The 22,607-nt window shown below is 58.7% G+C and carries 13 protein-coding genes and 8 pseudogenes; 16 read left to right on the forward strand and 5 right to left on the reverse strand.

The genetic code is table 11. The annotated features are described in order from the left end of the window. From WN73_RS09285 to WN73_RS09295, 3 genes and pseudogenes are all read left to right on the forward strand, one after another. Positions 1-302, forward strand: a pseudogene (locus tag WN73_RS09285) (transposase); the annotation flags it as partial. 460 nt (positions 303-762) lie between these two features. Continuing rightward, complete coding sequence (locus WN73_RS09290) at positions 763-1,896, forward strand: glycoside hydrolase family 18 protein (RefSeq protein WP_271552483.1); 1,134 nt, start codon at positions 763-765, stop codon at positions 1,894-1,896. Between the two features lie 1,997 nt (positions 1,897-3,893). Continuing rightward, on the forward strand, positions 3,894-4,043 hold the full coding sequence (locus tag WN73_RS09295; RefSeq protein ID WP_179880086.1) for a hypothetical protein: 150 nt from the start codon (positions 3,894-3,896) through the stop codon (positions 4,041-4,043). Between the two features lie 434 nt (positions 4,044-4,477). On the opposite strand, the pseudogene istB reads toward WN73_RS09295, so the two are convergent. Beyond that, a pseudogene (gene istB, locus WN73_RS09300) lies at positions 4,478-5,192 on the reverse strand (IS21-like element helper ATPase IstB); the annotation flags it as partial. Positions 5,193-5,574: 382 nt separating this feature from the next. Between istB and WN73_RS09305 the strand changes: the two are divergent. The 9 genes and pseudogenes from WN73_RS09305 to WN73_RS09335 all read left to right on the forward strand — a co-directional run. Further along, positions 5,575-6,108, forward strand: coding sequence for a hypothetical protein (locus WN73_RS09305; RefSeq protein WP_179880085.1), 534 nt, complete (start codon positions 5,575-5,577; stop codon positions 6,106-6,108). Further along, a complete protein-coding gene (locus WN73_RS09310; RefSeq protein ID WP_333937953.1) occupies positions 6,033-6,824 on the forward strand; it encodes a glycoside hydrolase family 12 protein in 792 nt (263 codons plus the stop codon). The genes WN73_RS09305 and WN73_RS09310 overlap by 76 nt, the downstream gene beginning before the upstream one ends. A 607-nt stretch (positions 6,825-7,431) precedes the next feature. Next, positions 7,432-7,938 carry a transposase gene (locus WN73_RS09315; protein WP_271552487.1) on the forward strand — a complete coding sequence of 169 codons (507 nt, stop codon included), beginning with the start codon at positions 7,432-7,434 and terminating at the stop codon, positions 7,936-7,938. Continuing rightward, entirely contained in the window at positions 7,926-7,988 is a 63-nt protein-coding gene (locus WN73_RS44535; RefSeq protein WP_430649848.1) for a hypothetical protein, read from the forward strand. Before WN73_RS09315 ends, WN73_RS44535 begins: the two co-directional genes overlap by 13 nt. 3 nt (positions 7,989-7,991) lie before the next feature. After that, a pseudogene (locus WN73_RS44540) lies at positions 7,992-8,108 on the forward strand (IS3 family transposase); the annotation flags it as partial. A 2-nt stretch (positions 8,109-8,110) separates the two neighbouring features. Further along, positions 8,111-8,685, forward strand: a pseudogene (locus WN73_RS09320) (IS6 family transposase); the annotation flags it as partial. Positions 8,686-9,065: 380 nt separating this feature from the next. Continuing rightward, a complete protein-coding gene (locus tag WN73_RS09325; RefSeq protein ID WP_097669841.1) occupies positions 9,066-11,363 on the forward strand; it encodes a S9 family peptidase in 2,298 nt (765 codons plus the stop codon). A gap of 156 nt (positions 11,364-11,519) precedes the next feature. Further along, positions 11,520-12,719, forward strand: a pseudogene (locus WN73_RS09330) (IS256 family transposase). Positions 12,720-13,214: 495 nt separating this feature from the next. After that, a pseudogene (locus WN73_RS09335) lies at positions 13,215-13,414 on the forward strand (TIGR02301 family protein); the annotation flags it as partial. Between the two features lie 1,711 nt (positions 13,415-15,125). Here WN73_RS09335 and WN73_RS09340 read toward each other — a convergent pair. Beyond that, positions 15,126-16,523: a carbohydrate porin gene (locus WN73_RS09340; RefSeq protein ID WP_271552490.1), complete on the reverse strand. Its 1,398-nt coding sequence runs from the start codon at positions 16,521-16,523 to the stop codon at positions 15,126-15,128. A 380-nt stretch (positions 16,524-16,903) separates the two neighbouring features. Here WN73_RS09340 and WN73_RS09345 point away from each other — a divergent pair, with 380 nt between their 5' ends. Beyond that, positions 16,904-17,206 carry a hypothetical protein gene (locus tag WN73_RS09345; protein ID WP_179880100.1) on the forward strand — a complete coding sequence of 101 codons (303 nt, stop codon included), beginning with the start codon at positions 16,904-16,906 and terminating at the stop codon, positions 17,204-17,206. Between the two features lie 61 nt (positions 17,207-17,267). On the opposite strand, the gene WN73_RS09350 is transcribed toward WN73_RS09345, so the two are convergent. Further along, a complete protein-coding gene (locus WN73_RS09350; RefSeq protein WP_179880101.1) occupies positions 17,268-17,786 on the reverse strand; it encodes a hypothetical protein in 519 nt (172 codons plus the stop codon). 103 nt (positions 17,787-17,889) lie between these two features. Here WN73_RS09350 and WN73_RS09355 point away from each other — a divergent pair, with 103 nt between their 5' ends. After that, positions 17,890-18,402 carry a hypothetical protein gene (locus WN73_RS09355; RefSeq protein WP_097669942.1) on the forward strand — a complete coding sequence of 171 codons (513 nt, stop codon included), beginning with the start codon at positions 17,890-17,892 and terminating at the stop codon, positions 18,400-18,402. Between the two features lie 412 nt (positions 18,403-18,814). Here WN73_RS09355 and hemN read toward each other — a convergent pair whose 3' ends face one another. Continuing rightward, positions 18,815-20,152: an oxygen-independent coproporphyrinogen III oxidase gene (hemN, locus tag WN73_RS09360; RefSeq protein WP_097669941.1), complete on the reverse strand. Its 1,338-nt coding sequence runs from the start codon at positions 20,150-20,152 to the stop codon at positions 18,815-18,817. 1,189 nt (positions 20,153-21,341) lie between these two features. Here hemN and WN73_RS44355 point away from each other — a divergent pair. Continuing rightward, a complete protein-coding gene (locus tag WN73_RS44355; protein ID WP_333937954.1) occupies positions 21,342-21,608 on the forward strand; it encodes a hypothetical protein in 267 nt (88 codons plus the stop codon). Positions 21,609-21,908: 300 nt separating this feature from the next. Here WN73_RS44355 and WN73_RS09365 read toward each other — a convergent pair. After that, positions 21,909-22,223, reverse strand: a pseudogene (locus WN73_RS09365) (IS630 family transposase); the annotation flags it as partial. 75 nt (positions 22,224-22,298) lie between these two features. Here WN73_RS09365 and WN73_RS09370 point away from each other — a divergent pair. Next, positions 22,299-22,607 (forward strand): annotated as a pseudogene (locus WN73_RS09370) (IS110 family transposase); the annotation flags it as partial.

Here is a 22,607-nt window from a genome sequence, read left to right on the forward strand (position 1 = left end):
CATGATCGAGGCCAAGCCAGAGAACCTAATCGGCGACCGCGCCTATGACAGCGATGCGCTCGACGATGAACTGCGGTCACAAGGCATCGAGATGATCGCGCCACATCGTTCACACCGAGTGAGGTCGCTCACCCAGGACGGCCGCAGGCTCCGTCGTTATACTCGGCGTTGGCTGGTCGAACGCTTCTTCGCCTGGATACAGTGGCGGCGGCGCCTGCTGGGTCCGCTGGGAGTTCTATCCGCAAAACTTCCTCGGCTTCGTCCAGCTCGCTTGCCTGCTGATCCTGTTTCGACAATTTTGAGATAGGTTCTAGTCGATCGCGCGGAAAGTCACTGCGCCGTTGCGCGAAGTTCAAGACACGTTTCGAGACCTCGCGATCAGGGTGCGCGCTCGTGCGTTCAACATCGCGCTGGCCAGCGGAAGTCGAGATCCCTTGCGGACGCCCAACTCGTGCGTGGGCGGAAGCCCAATCAGCCGAGCGGGGATACAAGCAGACTGGGCGCCGCAATCAAAGTTGAAGCGAGCGCTCGAAATCGACGGTTAATGGGATCGTATGGCGCGGGGGCTCGACAAGTGCGCGGCAGTGAGAAGGCTCATGTCTAGGAGGTGATCGAGTCGGTTGGTGTAGGTACAATCTGACAGAGAGAGGGTCGTAAGCCGTGGCAGTTGATCGTCGAACTTTCGCTGTGGGTGGGTTTTCCACGCTCGTGAGCGGATACGTGCTGACGCAGCACGGGCGGACCGCGCCGGCCTTCAACCCCGTGGTCGTCGGCTATGTCGCCCCGTGGAAGGCTCGGGCGGGCGGTCCAAGCATCAAGACAATCCCGGCTCGCGAGCTGACCCACCTGATATACGCATTCGGCGCCGTTTCTGCGGAAGGATCCGCTGAACTTGCGGATCGTTGCCTCGACACAGGAGCCTGCGACGGAACCTCACGGTCGGGCCCGGTCGGCGGCAATTTTGCCCAACTTGCCGAACTGAAGCGGAGCAATCCGAAGCTTCGGATCCTGATTGCATTGGGCGGATGGAGCGGATCGAAATATTTCTCGGCCGCCGCTGCCACGCCGATTTCGCGCGCGCGGTTCGCGCAATCGGTCATCGAGGCGTTCTTTCGGCCGTATCCCGGTCTGTTCGATGGTATGGACGTCGATTGGGAGTTTCCCGTCTCGGGAGGGCCTCCAGGAAATCTCGCGCGCCTCGAGGACCGTACGAATTTCACGCTCCTGATCGCGGAACTCCGCCGAAAGCTCGATAAGCTTTCCGCATCGGAGCGCGGGAAGCTGGAGCTCACCATTGCCGTGTCGGCCGTGCCCGACAAAATCGTCAATCTACAGGCAGCCGCTCTCGCCCGGCTGGTCGACCGGTTTCATCTGATGGCCTACGATTATCACGCAGGCTCGGCCCTTGCTGCCTTCAATGCCCCGCTGTTTGCCTGCGCCGGCGATCCAAATCCCGATCTCAATGTCGATGCGAGTGTGAAGGCCTTGATCCGGGCCGGCGTGCCGCCGGCCAAGGTGACGCTCGGGGTCGCCTTCTATGGCCGAGCGGTTGCGGACGTTCCGCCCGAGAACGGCGGGCTCTTTCAAAAGGGGGCGACAGCAAGCGAGGAGTGGGGAGGGAGTGACGGCGTCGATTATCGCGATCTCGTTGCCCGGCAACCGGAAGAGCAGGGCTTTCGCCGGTATTGGAGCGACGAAGCCCAGGTGCCGTGGTTCTATGACGCCGAACGGCGAATATGGATCAGCTACGACGATCCGCTTTCCATTGCGCGCAAGGCGATGTACGCGCGCGCCCATGCACTCGCCGGGATCATGATTTGGGACCTGTTTGCTGACGACGGTTCACTGCTCGCAGCACTCCGCACCGGCACCTTTCCTTCGCAAAAGTCCGAATAGGGGGTGTGGTCAGCGCGCCGCGCTTAAGCGCGTCATCGGCGCGCCTCAAGCCAGCCGCGAACTGGGCGGTGCTGTGGAATCAGAGCCACGTCCGATTGAAAGCGGCTCCTGTCGCCAAAAAAAGGCGAACGGCAGCATCGTTCCAAAGGCATGCCAACGGCAATACGTGTTTTCTTCCGTGACGCGGCTCCTAATTTGAGGGACCGGCTCGCCTCCAAAGCCTCTTCTGTATTGCGGCTTCTCTCGCGGGGAACGTGATCTTGGCTACCAAGCACACCAAACCCTGGCAGTGAAGTCGGACGGTCCGAATCGTTTTGTGCTCTTCTCCCTCAAAACAAAGGCGGTTGACGAACGTTAAGAGCCGGGGCGCGATGCTCGGAGCTTGAAGGGTCTAACGAGCTGGCGACACCGTTTGGCGTGATGGGGAAAGACTGAATCCCAGGTTGATGCTCATGAGTACGTGCATGAACCCAGAGCCTCTTGATTGGGCATCTTGAGGCATGTTTCATCTCACCTGCCAGTTGGCGTGGCCTCAGGTTCGATGAAGCGGGCTTGATAATTTCCGAATGCGCCAATCTTTTGCGTCGTACGTTTCCACCGGCAACTGCAATCTTTTGGCCCGTTCGTCGCGGTCCTTCTTTCGAATCTCCCGCTCGCTGCGCTCGAACTTGGCTCGTCATTCGCGGCTCGCATGAACTCAGCGTGCGAGGCGCTGGCGCTTTGGATACGGTCGGACATATTCATCTCCTGACAATTTGGTCAGAAACGTAAACCGAAATGACGCGAATGACCCCAACCTTACACCATCTTGAGAACACTGCGAAATAGCAACGAATTAATGGGTGAAATCACTGCGAACAATGTGAGCGCCACGGCCTATGAACACGACGCATCAACAGCTTAGCGGCTCTTGCCGTGCAACGTAGGCGGCATGATGCTCGAAGGCCATGGGCCGAACTGAACGAACACCGAGGCTCTTTCCCATTTTCGCAGCGTCGGGGCACGATTGCTACCGTGGCGGCGCCACAGCAAACGAACAGACGGTCGGATCGGAGAGATCGGAAAGCGATAAGCCCGGCATTGACGATCGCGGGACGAACGGCATCGAGGGCATCGTCTCGCGGGCAGACCTGGTGATACTCTCTAGCCTGCTAGGGGGCTGTCGCCGGCCTGAACTGGTATGACAACGAATGTGAAATTGGCCGCAAGCAAAGCAAAGATTGTGAAAACTATTCGCAGTGAAAGCGCCCGCGACCCTTTGGGTTCGGATAAAATATCAACCAGCAGGTGCGTGCAATATGGTGCGCCTAAACTATAGATTGTCAACGCGCTAAAAGATGTTGAATGCGAGGCAAGGGCACAGCTGCATCACTTTAGGACTGATAGTTGGTCCGCATTATGGAAGCAGCTATGTTTGATACCATCACAGAAGGAGGCCGCGGGTGAGCCTGGAACGACCGGACCATTGTCCCAGCTCGGTTGAAGCAACTCCAACAGCGGCTCGCCGCCACCAGATGCGGCGGAAGGGAACGGCAGCAGCTCCACTTAAGAACCGGACCCGGTGGTCCTCAGCAAAGGGTCCACTTCACTGCAGACCGCGCGAACATTACGTCGCATGTCAAAGTCATGGCATTCTCGTCGCAAACCCGACCCCTATTTGTTGTTGATGCGGCTCCACAGCACATGGCAGCTGCACGTGCCGACCGGCAGACAGAGCCGAGTCACCGAACCAGGCAAGACAAATAGATCGCAAAAACGAAAGGCGGGCGCGATGGCAGGCTCCATCACCTTTCCTGGTTTACGCTCAACTAAACTACACAACAGTGAGTGAACTCGAAACCGGTCGTGATGTCCGCCGCCCTCCATGGCGACGCGCAGAACTTGCTCGGAGTGGAGGGCCGAAGCGAGCGCATTCCATTAAGCTATCGAACAGCTTTTTCTTGGCGTAGTTGGCACGGTCTTTGATAGTTGCTCCTCACACAGAAAAGGAGACAACGATGAAGACCGATATGTCAGCCTATGGCGTAACCGAACTAAATCCTCAAGAGGCATCGGCAACTTCGGGAGGCTGGTTTTGGGCGATCGTGGAAGTGTTGGCGAGCCTAGCGGCATCCATCGCCGCTGGCGGCCTCTTGCCTAAATCTTGAAGCCGAAAAAGAGAATGTGGTCCTAGCTGTCGCGGGATGCTGCCGCAGCTGTGCGTTTTGAACCGCAACTCTAGGAAGCGGGTCTTGGTCGCATGGAGTTAGAGCCCATCCGATCGAGCGCACCTATAGCGACACCTTTGACTGCCAGGCTGGAGGCTGAGCGGGTCGTGCTCACTGACAGATGCAGATAGTCGGACAGCTGTCAATCAGGCCGCTGAACGAGGCAGAATGGGGGGCTTGGGTTCTCACTTCACAGTTGCCGCAACTCTTGAGTCCCTCTTTGCGCGGCCGTAGGGCCGGTCGATCCGGCATCACTGAAAGGACTCAAAAATGACGACCGATGTGTCAGCCTATGGTGTAACCGAACTATCTCCTGAAGAATCATTTGTGACTTCGGGAGGGTTTTGGTAGCGCGACGATCTGGCTGAAAGGCGTCAATCAACGAGTGTTTTTGATGTCGCGTGCGACGGTGGCCGACCTGGACCGCGTTTTCGCTCGAGCGCGGTGCGCCTTCGATAGCTCTCGACGTTCATTTCGATGATGGTGGCGTGGTGAACGAGGCGATCGATGGCGGCGAGCGTCCATTCGCCGAAGGGCTGATTGGCGGTGATCAGCATCGAGCGCCGTTCGTAGCGTGCGCTGATGAGTTCGAACAGCACGCTTGTCTCGGCCTGATCCTTGGTGACATAGGCGAGGTCATCGAGGATCAGGAGGTCGAAGCGATCGAGGCGATCGATGGCAGCCTCGAGGTTGAGCTCGAGCCGCGCCACCTAGAGCTTCTGCACGAGATCGGTGGTGCGGCTGAACAGGATCCGCCAACCGTTCTCGATGAGAGCCAAGCCAATCGCTGTCGCCAAGTGGCTCTGGCCACCGCCAGGGCGGCGCGAACAGCAGCAAATTGGCGCCCTTGCCGACCCAGCCGTCGACAGCGGCAAGCGCGGTCACCTGCGCTTTGGAAATCATCGGCACGGCCTCGAAGTCGAAGCTATCGAAGGTCTTTCCGGCCGGCAGCCTCGCCTCGACGAGATGGAGCTCGATGCGACGGCGGCCGCGTTCGGCGATCGCGTGCTCGGCGACGACGGCGAGGAAGCGGGCCGCCGGCCAACCTTCCTTGTCGGACTGTTCGCCGAACTGTGGCCAAAGCACCTTTTATCGCGTAGGCAGTCACTCAGGTGCCTGGTACGGTCTGCCCACTGACCCAGATGAACTGGACACCCTGACCAATAGTGCCTGAAAGCATATCGAACCGTGGCTCTCTGCTGTCTTCCAAGCAGAGCACCTCAACCTGCTGCTCGGCAGTGGGTTCACCACAGCGGTTGGTTACCTGGCGGGCGTAGCGGCCACAGGCATGGCCAAGGTTACATTTGGCACGTCCCGCGATCGATGCGCACGCCCAGGCCGGAGCGACGGCGATGAAAAGAGGTGCGGCAAACATCGAAGATCAGTTTCGAAGTGCGCTTGCTCTGCTCGAGGGGCTGGGAGTCATCGACAAGGGAGCAGAAAAACCCTCAAGAAGGGCATCGACGCCGAGATGTCTGGCTTTCTCACTTCATTATTGAAGACGGAAAGCGAGATTGTTGCTGGAAAGGATCCCGCATCGAAAGATGCTGCCCAAGGTGCTCTGCAATCATTCCTGCTGAGTTTTGCGAGCCGCGCGGCGTCTCGTGAACGTTTGCACGTCTTCACAACGAACTACGACCGCCTGATCGAACATGGTTCCCGCCGTTTCGACCGAATCGAATCGATTTCGAAAAGCTGCGGAGCCGTCTCTCTTTCACGCGGTGAGGAAATGGATCTTTGTGATGTTGCTGGTCATGGCATGGTCTGCGATCCGGCGCTTCAAACGGCGGATGATTCGAGGTGGATCACCTCGGAGACTACGCCGCTTTCAGTTCCAACCAATCGCGAGGGGCCCTGTCTGAAATCCGCCAGCCTGTCGGGAACGCGGCCGGGAGCGCGAAAAAACAGCGACGTCTGGCTCTGCCCATTATGGCCCAACTCTTGCGAGGGGCGAGCGGGCAAAGGTCAGGTTGGAGATCGAGAATGGCGAGCGTGTCGAAGCTAAGGGTGCTTGTGGCCCTGATTGCTGCCAGGGCTGCGCTTCTCCCGGTGCCGGCAAAAGCTCCGATATGGAGTTCGAGTGCACAATACGGGAGCTTTTCAATCGATGGCTACAGTTGGAACAACGACGTATGGGGCAGGGGCGCAGGGCCCCAGACTATCTCGGTGAGTGCTGTCAACCAGTGGGGGGTGTGGTCGAACCAGCCTGATACTGGTGGTATCAAGAGCTATCCCCACGAGGGTTTCAATGTCGGTAAACCGCTCAGTTCGATCAACACTCTGATCTCGACCTTCAATCAGGACGTTCCGACTAGCGGCGCCTGGGACGTCGCCTACGATATCTGGGACAGCTCAAATCAGTATGAGATAATGCTCTGGACAAATTACACCGGCAATCCCGATGGTGGCGGCAACGTCAAGCCCATTTCTTACAAGTACGCTTCTTCCGGGGCGGCGATACCGATCTACACAAATGTCGATGTAGGCGGAGCGACTTGGAACGTGTTTCAAGGAGAAAATCACCATAAGGTCATCTCATTCCTGCGCACTTCGAAGACCAACAGTGGGACGGTGGATATCAAGAGTGTCCTGCAGTGGATCAAGTCGAAAGGGTACTTTGGGGAGATAAACGTCGGCAACGTCCAATACGGCGTTGAGATCACCTCCTCTCCAGGTGGCATGAACTTTAACTTCAATAATTGGACCCTGACATCGAGGTGATTACTCACGGTCGGTGAGGTGAAGTGGCCTCGGATTTTGGACCGGTGGCTTAGGTGGTGCGGATGCCGTTTTGTTTCGATAAGCGGAGCGGACCATGAAGAAGACGAGACGGAAATCGATCGCAGCGCTGAAGGCAAAGATCGCCTTGTACCGTACTGTCTTCGCGCGACAAATTGTCGTCGTCAGGTTCTCGACAGCTCCCTAGCAAACATGTGGAGCTGATCGCACTGGACGAACGTCGATTCGCACGATGCTCACGCTGCGAAGGTAGCCCGTCGGGGGCTGGGTGGTTTGTTGCGGGGGCGACGTCGAGAAGTGGACTCTTAGCCTAATCGCCCTCGATCTTCGTTCGCAATCCCCCGGCACGTCAGATCCAGGCCCAGCTTCAAAACGTTCGGTACGATCGTCGTATGACTTGGCCGGGCAATCTCGGCCGATGGCCACTCCGAACCTCATGTTTTCATCGCAATAACTCGTACAATTCCTGATCTCGCTCAACCACAGTTTGGCGTCTGGAGTTGCGCAAAATTGCCGAAGGCCGAGAATGCATTCGCTGATAAACGGAGGGCTCGATGACGAGGAGACATGACGGAAGATCGACGCGGCGTTGAAGGCAAAGATCGCGCTGGAAGCGGTGCGGGAGCAGGCGACGGTGGCCGATCTGGCCCAGTGCTATGAGGTTCACCCGAACCAGATCTATGCCTGGAAGAAGCAGCTGCTGGACCGGGCGGCCCGGGCTTTTGACGCGGGTGTCGGGCGCGAGAGCGAGGAAACGCGCGAACGCGAGATCGAGAAGCTGCACGCCAACATCGGACAAACTGACAGTCGATCGCGATTTTTTAGCGCGGAGGTCCGGAAGATGAGCACGCCGGACCGTCGAGGAATGCTCGATCGCGCCGACCAGGCGCTGTCGATCCGCCGGCAATGCATGTTGCTCGGCATCGCCCGTTCTAGCGTCTACCGGCCGCTACAGCCGGCCAACGACAACGACCTTGCCCTGATGCAGCGGATCGACGAGCTGTTCATCGCCTGGCCATTCCTGGGCTCGCGGCGAATGACCGCGATGCTGATGCTGAGGAGCTTCCGGTCAATCGCAAGCGCGTGCAACGGTTGATGCGCAAGATGGGCATCGCAGCGCTGGGACCGAACGCCATCATCAACTGAGCGAGCCGTGCGGTTCTGGCGTGGCGGCTGTCGAATACGATGGACGTCTAGTTCTGCGTGGCGGCTCTGGACGAGGCGCTGACGTACGGCACGCCGGAGATTTTCAACACCGACCAGGGCAGAGGGCGTTCTCCGATCGGATCCGCCAGCGCGCTCCCGCTCGCGGTGACAAATGGCATCTGGACGAGGTCGTTATCTCGATCGCGGGCGAACAACATTGGCTCTGGCGCGCTGTCTGGCTTCGTTCTCGACGTCTTGATCCAGCCCCGAAGAGACTCGCGCGCTGCGCAGCGGCTCATGATGAAGCTCTTGAAATCCGCCGGCACGCCGCCGCGCGTGATGATCACGGACAAGCTCCGTTCGTACGGCGCTGCGAGGGCGAAGATGGGCTTTCACTTCGAACATCGCCAGCACAAAACTCTTAACAATCGGGCCGAGAAATCTCATCAGCCGACGCGGCGACGCGAGCGGATCATGAAGCGTTTCAAATCGCGGCATCAGGCTCAACGGTTTTAGTCAGTTCGCGATCAGGTCGCGAACCTTTTCCACATCCCCTATCTCGGAGCTGTCGCCGCCGACTTCCGTCGTGCTTCGCGCGAACGAGCCTTTGCGACTTGGCGCGAAATCTCCACGACAAGCGCTATCGCCGAATCTCGAACCTTTGAGAATCGCCTCCTTCGTCTCGGCGGTAGATTAAGTTGACGATGCCCTCCATGCGTCGCCCACACGTTCTTCCTCGGCCTTGATTGCGTCCTCGGCCGAGATGCAGCCCGCAAAGCTGATCGGCCGCCACGGCAGGACCTTCTGGTGTGTTTGAGGTCAGACATACGACTTGCCTCAACAATCGCTAGCCTTGTCGCGTAAGCGACATAGCTATCGGAAGCCGTCGGGAATGCGCATCGCTTCGCTGGCATGGATTCTGCTTACCACCAGGAGCGTAGAAGCGAGGCTACGACATCGAGCGTCGTTTCGGATGGCGCGCATAGGATTTGGAGGAGACACTGAACGCAGCTGCGCCATATCGTGAGGTCAACCCAGCCTCCGTTATCCCCACACAACGAGGACAAGCGAACGATCATGTACAAGCTTGGCGCTTTCATGCTTGCGCTGCCGGGATTGGCAGCCGCGCAGGGTCCGGCCGACAACATTGCAAAGCCGCTGGTGCCGTCCGATTACGAGCGAGCGCTGACGATCGGCGCTCAATATAACCAGCTCACTGTCAATATGCCCGACGTTCCGTTCTGGCTCGCAGACGGCGAAGCGTTCGTTTACCGACGGACGACTCAAGGCAAGCACCAGTTCATGCGGGTCGATGCTGCCACTGGCGGAAAGCAGCCGGCTTTTGATCATACCCGCCTCGCGGCGGCGCTGGCCAGGGCAAGCCTCAAGAACTATAAGGCCGACAATCTGCCGTTCGACCGTTTCGAGCTGGCCGGCGATGCTCGCATGATCACCTTCACCATCGACGACACCCCGTGGACATGCGATCTCGTAAGCTATGGCTGCACCGCCAATGCCATGCGCCCGGACGTCTATCAATATGACCCCACCCCGCCCGCGGAGAACGATCCGGAGAACACAAGCATATCGCCTGACGGCAAATGGTTGGCCTATACTACAAAATACAATATCTTCCTGCGCAGCGAGGACGGCTTGCAGGACATCCCGTTGACCTGGGACGGATCGGAAGGCAACTACTATGCTCTCTCGACGCTAAGATGGTCTCCAGATTCGCGTCACCTCGCAGCTTACCGCATCCGTCCAGGCCATAAACGTCAGATCCACTACATCGAATCCTCTCCGACGGACGATCTTCAACCTAAATATTCGTCGATGACGTATCCGAAGCCGGGTGATGCCTTGCCACTGCTCCAGCCGGTGCTGTTTGACATCATCATGCAGAGCAAGATTGAAATCGACAATGCTTCCTTTCCAAATCCCTACCACCTTTCGCCGATCAAGTGGTGGAAGGATGGTCGCGGGTTCACCTTCGAGTATAATCAGCGCGGGCACCAACTCTATCGCCTTGTCGAGGTGGAAGCTGCTACAGGTAAGGTGCGCGCTCTGATTGATGAGCGCAGCATTACCTTCATCGATTACCAGCCTCTAGTGATGAACCAGCGGAATACTGGAAAGTTCTTCCGCTACGACGTTGAGGACGGAAAGGAGATCATCTGGGCGTCCGAGCGCGATGGATACGAGCATCTGTACCTCTTCGATGGCCGAACCGGTGAGCTCAAAAACCAGATCACTAGAGGAGATTGGGTGGTTCGCGCGGTCTACTACGTCGATCCGGTCAAGCGCCAGATTTGGTTTGGTGCGAGCGGGAAGGAAAAAGGGGAAGATCCCTATTTTGTCCATGCTTACCGTGTCGACTTCGATGGGAGCGGACTGACCGCGCTCACTCCTGAACCGGCCAACCATCACATTGAGTTTTCACCTAACGGCCGCTACTATCTCGACCTGTGGTCACGCATCGATGTCCCGCCGCGCTTGGTGTTGTATCGCGCCAGTGATAATGCCGAGCTGATGCAGGTTGAGAGCGCCGATATCTCCGAACTCATCGCCTCCGGCTGGCAGCCGCCCCTCAGCTTCCATGCCAAGGGCCGGGACGGCGAGACCGATATATGGGGGGTTATTCACAAGCCCCTCAACTTCGATCGAAACAAGAGATACCCGGTGGTGGAAAACATCTATGCCGGCCCAACGGGTTCTTTCGTTCCTAAGTCGTTCTCGGCCTTGGTTGAGCCGCTCACCCAAATGGGGTTTATCGTCGTTCAGATCGATGGAATGGGTACGAACAATCGCTCGCGCGCGTTCCACGACATTGCCTGGAAGAATTTAAAGGACGCCGGCTTTCCCGATCGGATCCTATGGCATAAGGCGGCGAGCGCGAAATATTCGTGGTACGATATCTCGAACGTCGGCATTTTTGGCGGGTCCGCCGGCGGGCAGAACGCGGTGAGCGCGCTGCTCTTCCATTCTGATTTTTACAAGGTGGCGGTGGCTAACAGCGGCTGTTACGACAACCGGATGGACAAGATATGGTGGAATGAACAGTGGATGGGTTGGCCGGTTGGCATCGAATATTCGCTGTCCTCCGCCATCGACAACGCCCACAGACTACAGGGTAAGTTGATGCTCATTGTCGGCGAAATGGACCGCAATGTCGATCCGTCCTCTACCTTCCAGATGGCTGATCGGCTCATCAAGGCAGGAAAATACTTCGACATGCTTGTGGTACCCAGCGCAGATCACGGAGCGCCCGGCAATTATAGCGAGCTCAAGCTTCTGGACTTCTTCGTTCGCAATATTCTTGGGCAAATACCACCTAACTGGAACGCCCTATCGATTAAGCTGCTGAAACCCAATTAGGTCGCGTCCCCAGTGATGGTGTAGCTCGGCAGAGCAAAGCCGCCCGGACGCGCGCTCCCCAATAGCGCCGTAGCGGGCGGGCGGCTTTGCGGTGGTCACCGGCAGTTCTCCGGTAGGATCGGGTTGCGACACGCCAACGCAACCGAGGAACCACCGATGACCGACGACATGATGAACCTGCGCACGCTCGTGGAGAAGACCCCTGATGCCGATCTGTTGCGTGAGATGATCGGCTTTGCCGCCCAGCGGCTGATGGAGCTGGAAGTCGAAAGCCAGACCGGCGCAGCCTACGGCGAGAAGAGTCCGGAGCGTCTGGCGTAGCGCAACGGCTATCGCGACCGGGCCTGGGAGACCCGCGCCGGCACGGTCGAGTTGCGCATCCCCAAGCTGCGCAAGGGCTCCTACTTCCTGGGTTTTTTGGAGCCACGCCGAATGGCCGAAAAGGCGCTGACCGCCGTGGTGCAGGAAGCCTATGTGCAGGGCGTCTCGACCCGTTCGGTGGACGATCTCGTCCAGGCAATGGGGATGAGCGGCATCTCCAAAAGCCAGGTGAGCCGGCTGTGTGGAGAGATCGACGAGAAGGTGAAGGCCTTTCTTGCCCGGTCGATCGAAGGCGACTGGCCCTATCTGTGGATCGACGCCACCTATGTGAAGGTGCGCCAGAATGGCCGCATCGTATCTGTTGCGGTGATCGTCGCCGTCGGCGTCAACAGCGACGGCCGGCGAGAGGTTCTCGGCATGGACATCGGCCCCTCCGAAGCCGAGACGTTCTGGACCGCCTTCCTGCGCAAGCTCGCCCGCCGGGGCTTGCGCGGCGTCAAGTTGGTCGTCTCCGACGCCCATGAGGGCATCAAGGCCACCGTTGCCAAGGTGCTCAACGCCTCCTGGCAGCGCTGCCGGGTGCACTTCATGCGCAACGCGCTGGCGCATGCTGGCAGGAGCGGGCGGCGCGTCGTCTCCGCCTTCATCGCCACTGCATTTGCCCAGGACGATGCGGAGGCAGCCAAGGCGCAATGGCGCAAGGTCGCCGACCAGCTCCGCCCGAAGCTGCCCAAGCTCGCGGGCTTCTTGGACGAGGCCGAGACCGATGTGCTGGCCTATATGACCTTCCCACCGCAGCACCGGACAAAGCTGCACTCCACCAACCCGATCGAGCGCCTTAACGGCGAGATCAAGCGGCGCACCGAGGTGGTCGGCATCTTCCCGAACGAAGATGCCATCGTCCGCCTCATCGGCGCGATCCTGCTCGAGCAGAACGATGAATGGGCCGTCCAACGCGCCCGTTACATGACTCTGGAAACCATCGCGCCATTGAGCGATGATCCAACCGTCAGCCTTCCGGCAATCGCCAGCTGATCTGCCCGGCTCCTGCCGGTGAACGCGGTGACCCGCCGCCAGCTACACCACGCAACGGGACACGATCCCCAATTAAGGGCCATGTTTGCGCGAAGAGCTATCATCATTTAGGTCCAACGCCGTGGCGACTCGAACGAGCGCCCACCGATTTCGCTTGTCTCTCAGCATTAGAAAGCAAAAGCACAGTGATCTATGACTCTTTGGGAGTTTTGGGACAGGCGCTGCCGATGTCGGCGCGGGCGCTTTTCTAGTGTGGCATCCATTTAATGCGTAAGCGGACGGCATTTCGGTATCGTTGCCAGGTGTTGATTTCGCGGCACATTCGCTTGGGATATACCATCTTGAGATCCAGGTACTGGGCCGACCGGACGCCGATCTGATTCTCGACCATGTTGAGCAAGCATTCGTGTTTGGAGGGGCAGTGGAAACTCGAGGCGTCGCAAGATCCGCCTAGCTTCGGCAGGTGGAATGCCTGTTACAGGGCGCCTGCGGACGCGCAAAGAGATGCAGGCGCTGATCGATGCCGACCCCCCTCCGGCGACCGCGGCGCGCGCATGGTCGCGGGCTTTAATCGCGGCTACAAGGCTTCGAACAGACCTACCGGACCTGTACGCCGGCGGCTTGCGTCGTGATCCGCGGCTACATCGAGGAAGGCTTGAGTATAACGCGACCTGACGGCCCGCTATGCCAACTGACCGCGCGATCCTCGACGGCACTCTGCCGGCGGATGGCCCACGGACGGAGTCACGACCCGAGCAGGATGATGATTGCGGCTTGGTTCGTCGTGATCGAATGGGCAACTTTAGCCCTTGCGAGGCTTACTTCGCCTCCAGGGGAGCGAGCATCCTCCGCTGACGTTTTTCTTGCACCGGCGAAGTCGAGGTGGTCTGGCACGATCTGGTCGATCGTGGTGATATGTTGGTAAGCATTCGGAAGACTACGCCGGCCCACTGGAAGTGATCTCGGAGACGGGACGCCGCCTTTGGTTCTCCAGGACCGAGGAAGCTGCTTTGAAAGGACGTTGGGAGGGGTGGATTGGTCTTCCGGCTAATCCAGCACTTGCCCCGGCTTCCTGAAGAACTCTGCTCTACGTCGCATGTGACGTCCCCCGGGACAAAAGAGCAGGCCGGTCGTGGAGGTGTCAGATTGCATAACGACCGGCCTCCTCCGAGCATCGTTTGCCTCATTGTGTCGCTTCATCATTAGTTGGCAGTGCCGTATTCGTGGTGCTGAAACAGGAGCGCGTCGGCCCGCTCGCTGCGCCTGATTTAAGTCGGCGCCGAAGTTTGTCAGGATACCCGTGCCTGAAGAGCACGGCTCTCACGTCAACTGGTGCCGTCACGTTTACTGATACCGCACAGGGAGGCACGAGCACGCCTGTTTCCAGAATTCCGCCAACTGTCGTTGCGAACAGGCGGATCCGGATCATTTAAGGCGCTAAGTCCGACCCAGCTCGCCAAAGCCACGAATCCCAACAGAAACCAAATCACAAGAGCAGGCGGGCCACAACGAAGGGGAGGCTTTTGGGTTCGGTTCTGAGTCTTGATGGTCGGTCCAGGCTTCCCATGATCGCCAAGTCTGAGGCGACATCGGTCCGTCAAAGTCATGAAGGCTAGTTTCGTCCACGGCTATCTCCCGCCACAACACCTAATTGATCAACCCATGGTAGAATGGCCTGCCCATGAGAGAACCCGTGCCTCTCGGTACAACACCCCGGCGCCATGTGGGGCGGATCGGCCCTCGCGAAGAAATGGGCGCCAACCAGATAGTTGGCCTCACCGATGGGCTCGGGCAGGGCAGTAACTTCGCGGTATTCCCGACGAAGGTGAAAGGCGCCGCGGCCGTGTTCGGTTGTGGACTTTTCTGAGCCGCATATTGAGCAATCGCCCTGCCGGTCTTTAGATAGCAGACGGGGATAGGGGCCCCCCGCCGCCGACGGGAGCGGGCTGCCTTGCCTGGGCCAAGTGCTGCTCAAAGCCATCTTGTCGGGTCTGGCTCGTCTGCGGCTGTTCCGAGACGGCGTGCTGCACCTGCGACCAAGCTGGTACATTAAATGGGTCAGAACCTTGCGGGTCCACGCTAACCTCACCTCCAGGATCACCTGAACAGGTCTCGGTAGTCGGGCAAGCTTTCGAGAACCTGACCTGGCCATGGTTCCATACAGGGAGTTATTCGCGCTGGCCCACCTCGGAAATGACGGCGCTCGGGACCAGCCTCTCCTCCATCCGCCCGATGCTCCCTGGAGAACTAACGAGATCCTTCTCCATAATCTCTTCCAGCTGGCGTCCGGTCATATCCGACCTAACGGGCTCGTCTAGCGCATTGCGGCCGATCCTTTCAAGGAGATCGCGAAGCTTCGGTCCCATGCGTCACGAGAACGTGGGAGCAGAATGGCGCATGCGATGATCAGAAGAAAATCAACGTAGATACCAACAGATTGAGCGCATGCTCCGTTTGGGGCGTGTGTGTGATGCTTGTCGGGTTGTGAATGTATGACAGTCCGACGCTTGCATATATCCCCGGGGCGAGATGCGCGGTGTATGTCCCCGTGATTGCTGTGGTCTGGCGGTGCGCAAGCTGGCCTTTAGCCAGAGCAGCATCCACTGCATGCTTGCTCCAGGCTGTGTTGGTCGCAACGAGAGCAATCAGATCACTGGGCCGACTATCAAAAGCTCCCTTCGCATAAAGACGCAGCTCATAATACCGGCTGATCCTGTTGAGGTCAGGTGGAGTTCCCATGACGGAGAAGCCGCCATAGATGCCGCGAGACGGCGACCCAGGGGCGTCACTCTGCGAGAGCTGCCTGTCGGCAGCGATGTAGTAGAAATTGTTTCCGCTCTCCCTTTGTTGCTTGGGATCCGCCAAATTCGTGTAGCGGCTATTGTTGAAACCGACGCCCGCCCGCAGCCACGTGTCGGTTACGCCCGGAGCAGCCTTGCTCTTGTAGCCGGCTTCTTCAACGAGAAGGATGCCTGCATTGGCCGTGCTCCAGTTCAAGCCGGTGGGATTCTCCGTTATCTGGGCATAGGGACCATCTGGACTGATTGAGCGTTGGATGGAGACCTTGTTGTACAAGCGATCGTCAAAATTGTACTTCAAGTTGACCGCCGGCGTGGGCGCGGCATTGGTGCTCATCCCTGCCTGGAACAAGGCAGACATGTTCGATCCTGTAATCCCTCCGAACAATGTGCCGGTGAACTCATTTTGGTTTCTGAGGTAGCCAAGTTTGAGTTCTAGTGTCCTGTCGAAGAAGGTCTGGTAGTAGGCGAGCGTATTGATTCCCACTCGATCTGGCCCCGGGCGATCCCACGTCCAGTATTGCTGCTCGGCTCCTACGACAATCTGTCCGTCGGCAATGCCAAACCGGCTGAGATCGTAGGTGACAATCATGAAGTTTGCCGACGCGAAGGTCGGATTCTGGCCCATATAGAGCTGGTTTGCGATAGTGCTTCTGGCTGCATTCGGCAGCTGGTTGTTTGCAAAGCTGTTGTGTGTCCAGCCGATGTAGCCGATGCCGACATCTGCCAGCGCCGATCTAACGTTGTCCTGATCAATTGTGTCCGCAGGGCCGGGTATGTTGAGCCACAACCCTTTTTCACGCAGATCGTCGTACCTTGCGAAGGGATCGATCGTCTTTTGCGGTCTCGTCTGAGCAGCCCTGTCCGCATTGCCGCGCTTCTCGAAAGGCACTCCGGGACCTGCTGCTGACGCCGGGGCAGGAGGGCGGATTGCCTGACGGATCAGGTCGATCGGGAGCTTTGCGGCCCGATCGGAAGCCTTTCGTCTTTTGCTGGCCTGATCCACAGGGTGGCTACTAGGATCAAGCCCGCTCGCGGTTTGTGCCAGTACGGAATTGCCGACCAGACAAGCCGTTAGCGAAAGTGCGATAACAAGCCAACATTGCTTTCCCCTTGGTCTAAAATTGGAAGAAAGTGCTGCCGTAGCCGCGTATGTCCGAGGCGAGGTCGTCGCAAGTAAGCAATCACGCATGGCGCACTTCGGGTCCATGTCTGCCGGCCATGAATAGATTGCACTGCGGCCTGATTGGCCCAAAGTGAGCTCCCGGCGTTTTCGCGTCCGAGGGCGAGGGGGACGAGCCAGAATTCGATCTATCCGAAGAGAACCACTCAGGCTTCCCAAACCTCTCCGCTCGCGGCGCGATGATGGTCTGGTCTGCAACTTTCTTGAGCATCACGGCCGCTGCGCCGAGAGCCAGCGGCGAGCGCTGGCTCGGCAAAATGCTCACGCCGAGCGCCCGGGACCTCGCTGTCCTGGCCGCCAAGACATTGCGAATGGCCAGCACTGTGAGTCAGGCGATTCTGGCGGTGCCGCGCATTTGCATCGAAGGCGGCTTTCTCGACGAAACGGCAGCTACCAGAAAGCAAGGCTCGCCGGGCAAGCGGCCTGGCTTCACGAAGCGCTCCATTGGTATCGTTGTCACCGAAAGACGCGACAATCGCCAGGCTCGAAGGCCGGAGAGCCTTTGAATTTGCGCGCCCGGCAACCACACCACAACGTCTAACGTGGTGGCCCAGGAGACCAGAGGAATCAGCCATCGAGCAGCTTTGGCGTGTATCGGCGAGCAGTTGCTGCCTCCGTCAGCGCCGTTGGCGCGGCAAAATCTGTCTTGCATCCGAATCCTTCACGTGCGCGGCGTTCGTTGGTCACGCTTGCCACGTGCCCGTCATCTCGAACAACCTGCCGGAATTGGTAGTTGACCAGGTGCAATGGTTGCCGGTCCAATCGGCCATTGCGGCTCGGCCGCTCAGCCGTGGCGCTCACGTGGCGCGTCCGGAATGAAGTTGCTGGTCTCGGCAACGCGTGAGGCGGGACTCCATCGAACACGCTGCAGCAATCGGTGGACGGTTTGCATTCGTGCAGCGGCAAGGTAGGAAAATCTGCAAGGTTCTTCTGAATGATGAGAAAATGCTGCGCCATCGCCGACGAAGACGAGAACCATTGCTCGATGGTGATGCTATCATGGAGAACGCGCGCAAATTGTCGCGTTGCGTTGCTCAAGAAGGGAGTTTGATAAGAGCAGTGGCAGCCGATCGGGAAGGTCGCCAAGATTGATTATTCTCGACGCTGGCAGCTACTGGAGCGCGTGAGTATCGCAGGCTGTCGCTTCGACGAAATAAGCCTGCTGGAATGGGATGTTGAGCGAGGGACAATGGACTGGATTGATCAAGCGGCCGCTTCAGACTTGCGGCCGCTCTTGCACCGGCCGTCAAGACGGATTCCCCTGGTTTTCCCGCTTGTCCTCGTCGGCTCGTGTGCTGCTGGCGCCTGGCTTTGGGCTAACCTTGAAAAGTTTGTCGAGACGCCGGAAGCCCGGGAAGTCGCTTCAACGATGAGCCTGTCACCGGAGGACAGTGCATCCCTGTCCGACATAAAGTGGGCACAGCAGAAAGCTGGCGATGAGATCGCAGAACTCAACCGCCGGATCGATGCCCAGCGGGATGACCTCAAAGGGATCCTGGATCAGATCACCGTGCTGACTTCGCGGATCGATTCGCTGCAGAGTTTAATACCTGTCCCTTCGGCTGCTTCCGTGCCTCCTTTGTCGTCATCCGGGGCTGTTTCAAGCGTCGCCAGGAAACGCCTCGGGCGGTCCAAACCACAGGGACCTGTTTCCGTCGGAGGCGCGCCAGTGATCGCAGGACCGAAGACCACCGAGCCTTGAGGTCTCAGTGGCCGCTGCAGGCGTGGTCGAGTCTTCAACTGCGCTCGAGGAGGTGGACCGTAACTTCGCAAAGCTGCCTCCGGCCGTAAAATACCCAAAGCTTGTGCGGGTGCCGGCGTCTTCAGCGGCATATCGCTGAGGCCGTCACCATCATCGAGAGCACGCCGAGGGAGGTGGAGCAGAGCCCTTTCCGCGTGATCGAGGCGTGGCCCTGAACAGCGGAATCCGCTGCGTCTTCCTTTAAATCAACTTCCTTTTGATCAGCCCTCGCCGGTTTTGAGGCCATATCTGAAAGTTCATGTCATCACGCCGCCGCTGCATCCTCGAAATCTGGCCCGTCTGCCCGAGGCGATTCTTCGGATCGCCCCCTCGCGAAGAGCTTAGATGTTTGGGATCTGCTCACATGCGTGGCTTAGTTAATAGGGGTACGGTCGAGATAAGTGTCGAATGCGGCAGCAACAGCACGAATGACAAACCGGTGCTCCTGCTTGATCCGAATGAATCCGTCTTCAATGTCCACTATCCCGTCTTCGGCAAGCATTCCCAGGCGGTCGGCCGAATCGAGAAGAGGAATCGGATCAAATCCGTGAGCAGCACAGATCGCTGGTACGTCGGCCTGCAAATCGCACATCAGACGCTCGATAATTGCGGCTCGGAGGCGATCTTCGGCGGAGAGAAAGTAGCCTTTTGAGGTTGCCAGACGACCAGCCTGAATGTGTTGGTGATAGGAAGCAGTTGCGATCTCGTTCTGGACGTAACCGTCACGCAGACGGCCGATGGCTGACGGGCCTAAGCCGATCACGGTTTTGCAGGTATCAGCCGAATAACCCAGGGAGTTGCGGCGCAGCCGACCGGCTTTCTGCGCTAGCGTGAGCTCGTCGTCGGGCAGGGCGAAATGGTCAAGCCCGATCTGGCGGTAGCCGGCCGAGACCAGTGTATCTGCAATGGCCGCGGCTTGCTCAGCGCGGGCGACATTGTCCGGCAGCGCCGCCTCATCGATCTGGCGCTGACGTTTCATATAGGAGGGGACGTGAGCATATCCAAAAACTGCAAGCCGGTCTGGCCGCATGGCCAGAGCCGTCCGCGCGGAGTCCACGCAGGACCGGACCGTCTGATGCGGCAGTCCGAAGAGAAGGTCGAAATTGATGCGGCTTATCCCATGCTGGCGAAGACTTTCGACGACAGAAGCCGTCTGCACCTCGCTCTGGACGCGGTTGACCGACCTTTGAACCACGGGGTCGAAGCTTTGCACGCCGATGCTCGCGCGGCTGACCCCGGCTGCTTGTAACGTTTCGGCCATCTCGGCCGTGAACGCACGCGGGTCGATTTCTATGGCGATGGTAGCTGATTTGCTGAACGCGAAGCAGCGGCGCAGGAGTTCCATCAAGGCCAGGAAATCGGTTGGCGCAATGGTGGTCGGCGTCCCACCGCCGAAATGCACGTCGCTCACCGGCAGAGCGCGCGGCGCTTGCTCTGCGACCAAGCGGATCTCCTCATGCATCGCCGCCAAGTAAATGCTGATCGGTCGCTCGCTGCGAGTGAGGCTTGTAGGAAAGCCGCAATACCAGCAGATCGAGCGGCAGAACGGCACGTGGAGGTAGAGCGATACGGGTTCGTCGGGCGGCAGCCGCCTCAACCATGTCTCACAAGTCTCGGCACCGACCATCGCGGAGAAATCCGGTACGGTTGGGTAGATGGTGTACCAAGGCAGGCGAGCATCGCAATACTTGTTTAGGAGGGAGGTCTGCAAGGCTGAACTTTCCTATGCTCAAACAGTATGAAGCTGACCGACGCCCTCTCTTCTGTCCTTGCGTTACGTCAAAAGGGCCTACCTGTTCCTCAAGTCTGGTCCCGCTCTCGATGTCACTGCCAACGCGGCTTAGGGGCCGGGAGTGAGAATGGGAATGAGAGCCGCTCGTTAGCGATTATCTGGATGCTTGTGGGTAGAATGAACTTCTCGTATGAGCACGGTCGGAGCGGCTAGTCTCCCCTGACTAGCCTGCGCGCAGTGTCAGTCATTCATCCGAGGGCGCGTCGCTTCCGCATTCCTTGACGCGCAACCTTTCGCGACGAAAACCACGGATCTAAAGGCATCACCAAAAGCGGGCCAGGCTGTCGCTGGGCTTCCAAGCCGGTTTTCCGAGGAAAAGCCGATGTGGATGCTCATGGCATTCGACCAGGATGTGGAAATCACGATAAAGTCGCATGGTAAAATGCGCCGACGCTGGCGAGATCACGTCTAGTCCGGCAGCACAATAGGGCATGAGGGCTCAGAACCTGAAACACCCGCGGCGGGTGCCGCTCATCGGCCCACCCGAACTGTAATCACGAGATTCACCTCACCGATTCTCTTGCTGCTCCGTGAATGAGGGAACCGGCCGGCGCTTTCAGCAAAACTTGGCGGACAAGGATGCCGAGGTTGCCCGCAAGGCCGAGGCCTTGCCCAGCAGCGAGGGGCCGCGCAGCGCGAGCAGTCGAGGACCAGCTCGCCGAGCGGTTAGCTGCCGAGCGCGGCCAGCTCGTCGCCATGGAAGCGAAGAAGGCTCGAGACGCTGCGGCGGCCGAGCTAATGGCACAAACTGCCGAAGCGGCCGAGCTTTGTCAAAACTTGGAGCCAACAATGCCAGGCTTGCCGAGGCGCAGCAGGCTCAAGCCGAGCTGATCCGCAAGCAACGTGCCCTTGATGAAGAGAACGTGAACTCGATCTGCCATCGAATAGGTCTCAATCGGTGATTTCCAGGCGAAAGCCAGGCAGGAAGCTGACGAAGCCGCGCGCTTGCGTGTGCTTGAGAAGGATCAATCGATGGAGTCGATTGCCCAGACGATCAAGGAGTTGAAGCGCAAGGCTGAGCAGCCCTCCAGCAATTCCCGGGCGAAGTGCGCGAGCTCGAGCTCGAAGCCTTGCTTCGCAGCCGTTTCCTACGGAGACGATTGAGGCGATCGGCAAAGGAGCTGGCGCGCACGTCGTCCAGCAGATCAACGGTTCGATCGCTCGTCCAGCCGGTATCATCCTTTGGGAATCCAAGGGCACTAAAGCATGGAGCAATGGCTGGCTTGGGAGGCGGGCGTCTCGCCGCTTACCTTCGATATGCAGCACCTCTCAGCAGATGCCACGAGTCGGATGCCTCCCGTTGAAGGCCGGCGTGTCACGGAAAATAAATTGCTTGCTAGATGAAGAGCGCCAAGTGCGCGATCGTACAACGTGACGCTACGTGCGATTCAAGTGCTTTGGAGCAGCTCACGAGAACATTTTTTAATTTCAAGTATAAAATGCATGAGCCTCAATTCCGCCACGCTGCTTGTCTCATTGCCGCAAGCATCATCACGGATGTACTGATGATGTTGGGGCGGGCCCGGCGCGCTTTCAACCCCCGGCAAAGTGCGTCGGGGCGCCTTGGTTCGGCGGCGTCCCGTTCCGGCTCCAATGCAGCTCACCAACTACCGAGCTCCTCGACGTATAGTCGACGCGCGAGTCGAGATTGGCGCGGCCTTCCAGTCACGTGAATCTAAAGTTCGCCACATAAAGTCTGCTGGGCTCTGTGGCAGAAGCGTTTGATGGAAGCCAAGATCTGGTCTGCGGACTTGGTCCATTTGAAGGGCTTCGGGTTATTGTTGTGCAGTTCGATGAAGGTACGGATGTCGGCCTCGAGTTGCCTGACGGAGGTGTGAACACCTCGCTGGATTTGCTTTCTGGTGAGCTCAGCGAACCAGCGCTCGATCTGATTGATCCATGACGCGGAAGTCGGCGTGAAGTGGACATGATAGTGCGGCCGGCGAGCGAGCCACGCTTTGATCTTGGGTGTCTTGTGGGTGGCGTAGTTGATGGGGTGGACGCCCCCTCACGGCATCGCTGTGCCAAAGTGGTGTCGTTGACCATCACTTGAACGGAGGCGTCCATGTCGGAAGTTAGCATAATCGGGTTGGATCTGGCGAAGAATGTGTTCCAGATGCACGGCGCGGATGCATCAGGAACCGTGCTTTTCCGCAAGAAGCTGCGCCGGGATCAGGTCCTTAAATGTCTTGCCGCGCAGCCGACGTGCACGGTCGCCATGGAGGCCTGCGCCAGCAGCCACTACTGGGGGCGCGAGATCGGGAGATTGGGGCATGCGGTGCGACTCATTGCGCCAGACTATGTAAAGCCTTTCGGTGCGCCCCGACGGCGCGTATTACCAGTGGAGGAAGGATCCACCCAGAGAGTTGTCGAT

It is taken from the genome of Bradyrhizobium sp. CCBAU 45394, assembly GCF_028128655.1.
GTDB lineage: Bacteria > Pseudomonadota > Alphaproteobacteria > Rhizobiales > Xanthobacteraceae > Bradyrhizobium > Bradyrhizobium diazoefficiens.